The organism is Rhodoferax sp. (assembly GCF_011391645.1).
Classification (GTDB): domain Bacteria; phylum Pseudomonadota; class Gammaproteobacteria; order Burkholderiales; family Burkholderiaceae_C; genus Rhodoferax.
Genome location: NZ_JAABQC010000121.1, coordinates 1 through 7,391, shown reverse-complemented (window position 1 = coordinate 7,391; position 7,391 = coordinate 1). Strand labels below are relative to the sequence as shown.

Sequence of the window (7,391 nt, the reverse complement as noted above, 5' to 3'; positions counted from 1 at the left end):
ACCCGAACCAGAGGCATTCCCATGAACGAAAAAATGCACAAGCTCAAAGACACCGGCCTCAAGATCACCGGCCCGCGCCAGACCATTCTGGCGCTGTTTCAAAACGCGGTGCAGCGACACATGAGCGCTGAAGACATTTACAAAACCCTGCTGGCCGACAACGTCACCATTGGCCTGGCCACGGTGTACCGGGTGCTGACGCAGTTTGAGCAGGCGGGCATTTTGAGCCGCAGCAATTTCGAAAATGGCAAGGCTGTTTTTGAGCTCAACGAGGGCCACCACCACGACCATATTGTTTGCATGGACTGCGGCCGGGTCGAGGAGTTTTTTGACGCCGAGATTGAGGCTCGGCAGAAAAAAATTGCCAAGGCCCAGGGCTATGAGATAGAAGACCATTCGCTGAGTCTTTACGCCCGCTGCATCAAAACCGCGTGCCCCTTCAAAAAATAAACTCCCCGCAACAAATACTAATGAGAATGATTCGCATTTGAGATATAATGGCGCCATTCATTCACTCGCGGAGTTTTTTCATGGTTCGATCTTTTGGCAAATTGTCCTTGGCGCTGTTGGGCTTGAGCATGGGTTTGGCGCAGGCGGCGGAGCCTGTCTTGAATCTTTATTCGGCCCGCCATTACCCTACCGACGAGGCGCTTTACAGCCAGTTCACCCAGGCCACCGGCATCAAGATCAACCGTGTCGACGCCGATGACGCCGGCATTCTGGCGCGCCTCAAGGCCGAGGGCAGCGCCTCGCCGGCGGATGTGATCTTGCTGGTCGATGCGTCACGCTTGTGGCGCGCAGAGGTAGATGGCCTGTTCCAGCCGGTCAAGTCCAAGGTGCTCGAGGCAGCCATCCCCGCCAATTTGCGCGCCAAGCCGGCTGACAACGGCGGCACCGCCTGGTTCGGCTTGTCCACCCGCGCGCGCGTTGTGGTGTATGACCCGGCCAGGGTCAGCGCCGCCGACGTTGACAGCTACGAAAAGCTGGCCGATCCGAAGCTCAAGGGCAAGCTGTGCATACGCTCCGGTTCACATCCGTACAACCTGAGCCTGTTTGGCGCCATGACCGAGCACTTGGGCCCGGCCAAGACCGAAGTCTGGCTCAAGGGGCTGGTGGACAACATGGCACGCTCGCCCAAGGGCGGCGACACCGACCAGATCAAGGGAGTTGCCTCGGGTGAGTGTGGCGTGGCCATCACCAACACCTATTACCTGGCGCGGCTGATGCGCTCAGGCAAGCCTGAAGACCAGGCGGTTGCCGGCAAGGTCAAGGTGATGTTTCCGAATCAGGCCACTTGGGGCACCCATGTCAACATTGCCGGCGGTGCCGTGGCGCGGTATGCCAAAAACCAGGACAACGCGCTCAAATTCCTGGAATACCTGGTCAGCCCGTCGGCCCAAAAGCACTTTGCCGACGGCAACAACGAATGGCCGGTGGCCAAGGGTGTGCAGTTTGACAATCCTGCGCTGCAGGCCATGTCGGGCGGCAGTTTCAAGCGCGAATTGGTGCCGATCAGCGCGGTTGGCATGAACCAGATCAAGGTGCAGCAAATGCTGGACCGGGTGGGGTTCAAATAAGGCGGGGATGCAACCCAGCCTGGTCAAGCTGTGCCCGCCAGGCTGACGTAGACATTTTGCACATCGTCATTGTCATCAATGGCGGCCAGGAAGGCTTCCACCTCTTCCAGTTGGGCGGCACTCAAGCTGGCCGGATCCACCGGGTTCTTCGGTTTGTAGCCCAGTTTGGCCGACAGCACGTTGAAGCCCTGCGCGTGCAAGGCCCGGCTCACCAGGTCCAGGTCGGTGGGGTCGGTCAGGAACAGGGTGTTGCCGTCTTCCTCGCCCGGCTCAAGGTCTTGCGCACCGGCCTCAATCGCGGCCAGTTCGGCATCGGCGTCCTTGGTGATGGGCTCGGCCTCGATCATGCCGACATGGTCAAAGTCCCAGGCGACCGAGCCCGAGGTGCCCAGTTGCCCCTTGCGAAACAGCACGCGCATCTCGGGCGCGGTGCGGTTGACGTTGTCGGTCAGGCATTCGACCATGACGGCCACCTGGTGCGGCGCGAAGCCTTCGTAAATCACATGTTCAAAATAGACCACCTCGCCGGTGAGTCCGGCCCCCTTCTTGATGGCGCGGTCCAGCGTGTCTTTGGGCATGGAGGCCTTGCGCGCCTGCTCCACGAGCAGACGCAGGCGCGAGTTGGCGGCGGGGTCGGCGCCGCTGCGGGCGGCCAGCATGATGTCTTTGGACAATTTGCCAAATACCCGGCCCCGGGTGTTTGCGGCCAATTCCTTGCCTTTTGCTTTCCACTGCGCGCCCATGTCTGAGATTCCTTGTTGTTGCGTTTACTTTGAAGGGGCCTAGGTTATACACCCGGCGTGCCACAATTCAAGCTGGCTTGACCATAACAACCAAGGACCCCCATGAGCTTATTTGAATGGACCGAGAAAAGCCCCGACATCCTGCTAAAAGGCGGCGTGATTGCCCCCGACGAGCGCCTGCCCTGGGCGCAAACCACGGTGATGGGCATGCAGCATGTGATCGCCATGTTTGGCGCCACCGTGCTGGCGCCGATTTTGATGGGCTTCGACCCCAATCTGGCGATTTTGATGAGCGGCATTGGCACGCTGATCTTTTTTGTCATCACCGGTGGCAAGGTGCCCAGCTACCTGGGTTCCAGCTTTGCCTTTATCGGCGTGGTGATCGCGGCCACCGGTTACGCGGGCCAGGGCCTGAACGCCAACATGGGTGTGGCGCTGGGCGGCATCATTGCCTGCGGCGCGCTGTACACCGCCATTGGCGTGCTGGTGCAGGTGTCGGGCACCGGCTGGATCGAAAAATTGATGCCGCCGGTGGTGACCGGCTCGGTGGTGGCCGTGATCGGCCTGAACCTGGCCAGTGTGCCCATCAAGAACATGGCTGCCAGCAACTTTGACAGCTGGATGCAGGCCGCCACCTTTATTTGTGTGGCGCTGGTGGCGGTGTTCACGCGCGGCATGGTGCAGCGCCTGCTGATTCTGGTCGGCCTGCTGGTGGCCAGTGTGCTTTACGCCGTGCTGACCAATGGCCTGGGGCTGGGCAAGCCGATGGACCTGAGCAGCCTGTTTAACGCCGCCTGGTTCGGCATGCCCGGCTTTACCGCGCCGGTGTTTGACTCCAAGGCCATGCTGATGATTGCGCCAGTGGCGATCATTCTGGTGGCCGAAAACCTGGGCCACATCAAGGCAGTGACCGCCATGACCGGCAAGAACCTCGACGTTTACATGGGCCGCGCCTTTATTGGCGACGGTATTGCCACCATGGTCAGCGGCAGCGCCGGCGGCACCGGTGTCACCACTTACGCCGAAAACATCGGCGTGATGGCCGCCACCAAAATCTATTCGACCGCCATGTTCCTGGTGGCGGCGCTGCTGGCGATTGTGCTGGGCTTCAGCCCGAAGTTCGGCGCGGTGATCCAGACCATTCCGCTGCCGGTGATGGGCGGCGTCAGCATTGTGGTGTTTGGCCTGATTGCGGTGGCGGGCGCGCGCATCTGGGTCGAGAACAAGGTGGATTTTTCTGACAACAAGAACCTGATCGTGGCCGCCATCACGCTGATTCTGGGCACCGGTGATTTCACCCTGAAGTTTGGCGACTTTGCGCTGGGTGGCATCGGCACCGCCACCTTTGGCGCCATCGTGCTGTATGCGCTGCTGAACCGCCGCTCGTCTTGATCGGTTGGGGTCAGAGCACGCCTTAAGTTAGTTGGGGTCAGAGCACGTCGCTGCGCGAGTGGTCTGACCCACAAAGTTTCGAGTTTGGTCTGACCCGCAAGGGATCAACCTGGCAGTTCCAGCACTGCCCGCAAGCCTCCCAGGGGCGAATCGGCCAGCGTGACCTGACCGCCATACAGGCGGGCCAGGTCGCCCACGATGGCCAGCCCCAGGCCCGACCCCGGCACCTGCTCGTCGGCCCGCACGCCGCGGTGCATGACACGGTCGCGCTGGTCGGCCGGCAGCCCCGGACCGTCATCGTCAACGGTGATGCGCAAGCGGTCTGCGCTCAGGGCGGCCTGAATGTCGACGCGGTGGGCCGCCCATTTGCAGGCGTTGTCAACCAGGTTGCCGAGCATTTCCTGCAAATCCTGCGCTTCGCCGCGAAAGCCCAGCGCTGAGGCGAAGGGCCCGGCGGTGAGCGTCAATTGCCGCTCGGCATGAATGCGGCGCATCGCCCGCAGCAGTCCCTCAACGACGGGTTGCAATGCTGTCCAGGCACCGGGCATTCGACTGGTGGCAGCCACCTGGGCGCGTCTCAGGTGGTAGTCCACCTGCTGGCGCGCAATGGCAACCTGATCGCTGACCAGCTGGGCCAGTGCGGCGGTGGCGGGGCTTTTGTCACGCGCGGCATCGGCCGCATTGGCCAGCACAGTCAACGGGGTCTTGAGCCCATGGGCCAGGTTGCCGGCATGGGTGCGCGCGCGGGCCACCACTTCGGCGTTTTGCGCCAGCACCTTGTTGAAGTCATCAATGAGCGGCATGATTTCCATTGGAAACGCCCCGTCGAGCTGCTGTGCCTCGCCGTGACGGACCTTCGCCAGCGCGGCGCGCAGGCTGCGCAGGGGCGCCAGACCCACCAGCACCTGCACCACGGCGGCCAGCATCAAGCCCGCCGCCAGCACACCCAGCGCCAGCCACATCATGCCGCCGAAGCGTGCCACCGGCTCCAGCATGAAGTCTTCGTTGGCGGCGGCCATCAGGCGAAACGACCAGGCTTGGCCATCAGGGCTGTCGTCAATGCGCAAACTGCGCTCCACCACCCCCAGCATCTGACCCTGCGGTCCCATCACCCGGTGCCGGTGTGTTGCCCCGTCGTTGAGCGCGTCGGCGGGCAAGGCCAGCACATGGTCCCAAAGCGAGCGGGAGCGCAGCTGGCCCCTGGCCGCTGGGCGGGCGCCAGCGCTGTCGGCCAGCTGATCGATCTGCCAGTAGTAGCCCGAATAGGGCCGGGTCAGGCGCGGGTCACTGAGTGCCAGCGTGAGTTGCGGGCGGCCCTGGTCATCCAGCGTGAACTGGGCGGTCAGCTGGTCGAGCTGGCTGGTCAGCTCGGCATGAAACTGGGCCTCGACATGCTGGCGAAACAGCGTGCCCAGGCCCCAACCGGCCACCACAATCGAGGCCGCAATCCAAAACAGGGTGCCCGCCAGCAGGCGCACGCGCAGCGAGCGGCGCAGACGCAACAGGTTCATGCAGGGTCGCCCAAGCGGTAGCCCAGGCCGCGCACGGTTTCAATCATGCCGGCGGGCAGCTTCTTGCGCAGCCGGGCAATGAAGACTTCCACGGTGTTGGAATCCCGGTCGAAATCTTGCGCATAAATGTGCTCGACCAGCACGCTGCGCGACACCACCTGGTTGCGGTGGTGCATCAGGTAGGCCAGCACGCGGTACTCGTGGCTGGTCAGGCTCAACGCCTGCCCCGCCACCACGGCGCGGCTGTGGCGCGTGTCAAGGCTCAGGGGGCCGCAGGTCAGCTCGGCGCTGGCATGGCCACCGGCGCGGCGGATCAGGGCGCGCAGCCGCGCCAGCAGCTCTTCCATGTGAAAGGGCTTGCTCAGGTAGTCGTCGGCGCCGGCGTCGATGCCGGCCACTTTTTCATGCCAGCCATCGCGTGCGGTGAGGATCAGCACCGGCATGTTGCGCCCGGCGGCACGCCATTGGCGCAGCACCGAAATGCCGTCCAGCCTGGGCAGCCCAAGGTCCAGCAGCACCGCGTCGTAGGGCTCGGTGTCGCCCATGAAGTGGGCGTCCACCCCGTTGTCGGCCAGGTCCACCGCATAGCCCGCGGCGCGAGTGCCCTCCGTCAGTTGCGCCAGCAGGGTGGGCTCGTCTTCCACAATCAAAATGCGCATCGCCGGCCCTTGTTGGTTGCAACCATGTCAGTCCTTGACCTTGCGGCTGATCACGCCGCCAGTGCGCGCATCAACCTCGAGCTTGACCAGCGCGCCGCCCTTGCGCAACAGCTTGACCTCGTAGACCCAGCGCTCCACGCCGTCGCGTTTTTCAAGATCCAGCTCCACATCGATTACCTGGCCGGGGTGATCGCGCTCAAGCCGCTCCAGGATGGTGCCCAGCGGCAGCACCTCGCCCGCTTCCAGCGCCTGGCGGGCGCGGTCGTGGTCCGCGCCGGCCCGGCTGATGCCGCTGAGACCCATGAGGGACACCGCGCACAGCACAAGCAGGTGCGCGCGCCAGGGCCGGCGTGACGCCTTGGCCTGGCTGGCGCTGTTTGAAACTTGGTGTTGCATGGCTGGGTGACCCGGTGGGCCTGACACGGTGAAGCTCGCTTTTATACCTTGCCAAGCTGAACGCAGGATGAACAGCCGATTCACCTTGTGTTCAGTTGGCCCTGCGCATAGTCGCTCCCATACCAACCCATTGAGAAAACCAACATGTACCCAAAGTTGACCATCACGCTGCTGACTGCGGCCCTGTCATTGAGCCTGGCCAGCAGCGCCATAGCCGGTCCGCGTGAAGACCAGATGGCGCACTATGCGAGCGCGGCCAAAGCGGCCGACCCGACGTTCGCGGGCTTTTCAGCCGTGCGCGGCAAGGCACTTTACGTGCAGGCCTTTACCGGCGGCAAACCCGACACCGCCACCTGCGCCACCTGCCACGGCCGCGACCCGCGCACGCCAGGCCGGGCGCTGACCGGCAAGACGATTGAGCCGATGGCGGTGTCAGCGTCGCCGGCGCGTTACACCGATCCGGTCAAGGTCGAGAAATGGTTCAAGCGCAACTGCACCGAAGTGATGGGCCGTGAATGCACGGCCAGGGAAAAGGGCGACTGGTTGAGCTTCATGGCTGGCCAGTAATTTCAATCACACCCATTCAAGGAACTCATCATGAATATCCCCTACCGTCCGCTCACCCTGGGCCTGCTCGTCGTCGCATTTTCTGCTTTGGTACTGGGTCGCGCCCAGGCCGGTGGCGGCCATTTTTATGCGCCGGTCACCGACGCGGTGGTCAAGGAGGAGTGCGGCGGCTGCCACCTGGCGTTTGCCCCGTCCATGCTGCCGGCGCGTTCCTGGACGCGCATGATGGCGGACCTGAAAAACCATTTCGGTGACGACGCCAGCGTCGACCCGGCCACCGCCAAAAAAATTACCGCCTACCTCACCGCCAACGCCGCCGACCAGGCCGGCACGCGCTACGGCAACAAGCTGCTGCGTGACGTGGCGCCAAGCCAGGCCCCGCTGCGCATCACCGAACTGCCCCGTTGGGTCAAGGAGCACCGCGAAGTGAGGGCCTCGGAATGGACGCAGAGCACGGTGCGCAGCAAGGCCAACTGCACGGCCTGCCACACGGGTGCCGAACGCGGCTACTACGAGGACTGATCCTCGCCGTCTTTGAGGAAACCA

At 63.3% G+C, this 7,391-nt stretch carries 9 protein-coding genes; 5 read left to right on the top strand and 4 right to left on the bottom strand.

Annotated elements, in window-relative coordinates; genetic code table 11:
• Window positions 1–33: 33 nt before the first annotated feature.
• Both fur and GPS82_RS12675 read left to right on the top strand, forming a co-directional pair.
• The gene (gene fur / locus GPS82_RS12680) at window positions 34–450 is read left to right on the top strand and encodes a ferric iron uptake transcriptional regulator (protein ID WP_296495277.1); all 417 of its coding nucleotides are present in this window, start codon (window positions 34–36) and stop codon (window positions 448–450) included.
• Between the two features lie 128 nt (window positions 451–578).
• The gene (locus tag GPS82_RS12675; RefSeq protein ID WP_296495275.1) at window positions 579–1,577 is read left to right on the top strand and encodes an extracellular solute-binding protein; all 999 of its coding nucleotides are present in this window, start codon (window positions 579–581) and stop codon (window positions 1,575–1,577) included.
• Between the two features lie 23 nt (window positions 1,578–1,600).
• On the opposite strand, the gene GPS82_RS12670 is transcribed toward GPS82_RS12675, so the two are convergent.
• Window positions 1,601–2,320 (bottom strand): YebC/PmpR family DNA-binding transcriptional regulator, encoded by a 720-nt coding sequence (locus GPS82_RS12670; protein ID WP_296495274.1) that lies wholly within the window; start codon window positions 2,318–2,320, stop codon window positions 1,601–1,603.
• Window positions 2,321–2,422: 102 nt separating this feature from the next.
• Here GPS82_RS12670 and GPS82_RS12665 point away from each other — a divergent pair, with 102 nt between their 5' ends.
• Window positions 2,423–3,712, top strand: a complete 1,290-nt coding sequence (locus GPS82_RS12665; RefSeq protein WP_296495273.1) for a solute carrier family 23 protein — start codon at window positions 2,423–2,425, stop codon at window positions 3,710–3,712.
• Between the two features lie 104 nt (window positions 3,713–3,816).
• Here GPS82_RS12665 and GPS82_RS12660 read toward each other — a convergent pair whose 3' ends face one another.
• The 3 genes from GPS82_RS12660 to GPS82_RS12650 are packed head-to-tail and all read right to left on the bottom strand — an operon-like array spanning window position 3,817 to window position 6,278.
• Window positions 3,817–5,223 carry an ATP-binding protein gene (locus tag GPS82_RS12660; protein WP_296495271.1) on the bottom strand — a complete coding sequence of 469 codons (1,407 nt, stop codon included), beginning with the start codon at window positions 5,221–5,223 and terminating at the stop codon, window positions 3,817–3,819.
• Entirely contained in the window at window positions 5,220–5,882 is a 663-nt protein-coding gene (locus GPS82_RS12655; protein WP_296495269.1) for a response regulator transcription factor, read from the bottom strand. Before GPS82_RS12655 ends, GPS82_RS12660 begins: the two co-directional genes overlap by 4 nt.
• Window positions 5,883–5,909: 27 nt before the next feature.
• Window positions 5,910–6,278, bottom strand: a complete 369-nt coding sequence (locus GPS82_RS12650) for a PepSY domain-containing protein (protein ID WP_296495268.1) — start codon at window positions 6,276–6,278, stop codon at window positions 5,910–5,912.
• A gap of 144 nt (window positions 6,279–6,422) precedes the next feature.
• Here GPS82_RS12650 and GPS82_RS12645 point away from each other — a divergent pair, with 144 nt between their 5' ends.
• Both GPS82_RS12645 and GPS82_RS12640 read left to right on the top strand, forming a co-directional pair.
• Window positions 6,423–6,845 (top strand): DUF1924 domain-containing protein, encoded by a 423-nt coding sequence (locus tag GPS82_RS12645; RefSeq protein ID WP_296495266.1) that lies wholly within the window; start codon window positions 6,423–6,425, stop codon window positions 6,843–6,845.
• A gap of 30 nt (window positions 6,846–6,875) precedes the next feature.
• Entirely contained in the window at window positions 6,876–7,367 is a 492-nt protein-coding gene (locus tag GPS82_RS12640) for a diheme cytochrome c (RefSeq protein WP_296495264.1), read from the top strand.
• Window positions 7,368–7,391 lie beyond the last annotated feature (24 nt).

What these genes read in the sequence shown, in the direction of transcription:
- fur (WP_296495277.1), top strand. Translation starts at nt 34, where the DNA reads ATGCACAAGCTCAAAGACACCGGCCTCAAGATCACCGGCCCGCGCCAG.
- GPS82_RS12675 (WP_296495275.1), top strand. Translation starts at nt 579, where the DNA reads ATGGGTTTGGCGCAGGCGGCGGAGCCTGTCTTGAATCTTTATTCGGCC.
- GPS82_RS12670 (WP_296495274.1), bottom strand. Translation starts at nt 2,320, where the DNA reads ATGGGCGCGCAGTGGAAAGCAAAAGGCAAGGAATTGGCCGCAAACACC.
- GPS82_RS12665 (WP_296495273.1), top strand. Translation starts at nt 2,423, where the DNA reads ATGAGCTTATTTGAATGGACCGAGAAAAGCCCCGACATCCTGCTAAAA.
- GPS82_RS12660 (WP_296495271.1), bottom strand. Translation starts at nt 5,223, where the DNA reads ATGAACCTGTTGCGTCTGCGCCGCTCGCTGCGCGTGCGCCTGCTGGCG.
- GPS82_RS12655 (WP_296495269.1), bottom strand. Translation starts at nt 5,882, where the DNA reads ATGCGCATTTTGATTGTGGAAGACGAGCCCACCCTGCTGGCGCAACTG.
- GPS82_RS12650 (WP_296495268.1), bottom strand. Translation starts at nt 6,278, where the DNA reads ATGCAACACCAAGTTTCAAACAGCGCCAGCCAGGCCAAGGCGTCACGC.
- GPS82_RS12645 (WP_296495266.1), top strand. Translation starts at nt 6,423, where the DNA reads ATGTACCCAAAGTTGACCATCACGCTGCTGACTGCGGCCCTGTCATTG.
- GPS82_RS12640 (WP_296495264.1), top strand. Translation starts at nt 6,876, where the DNA reads ATGAATATCCCCTACCGTCCGCTCACCCTGGGCCTGCTCGTCGTCGCA.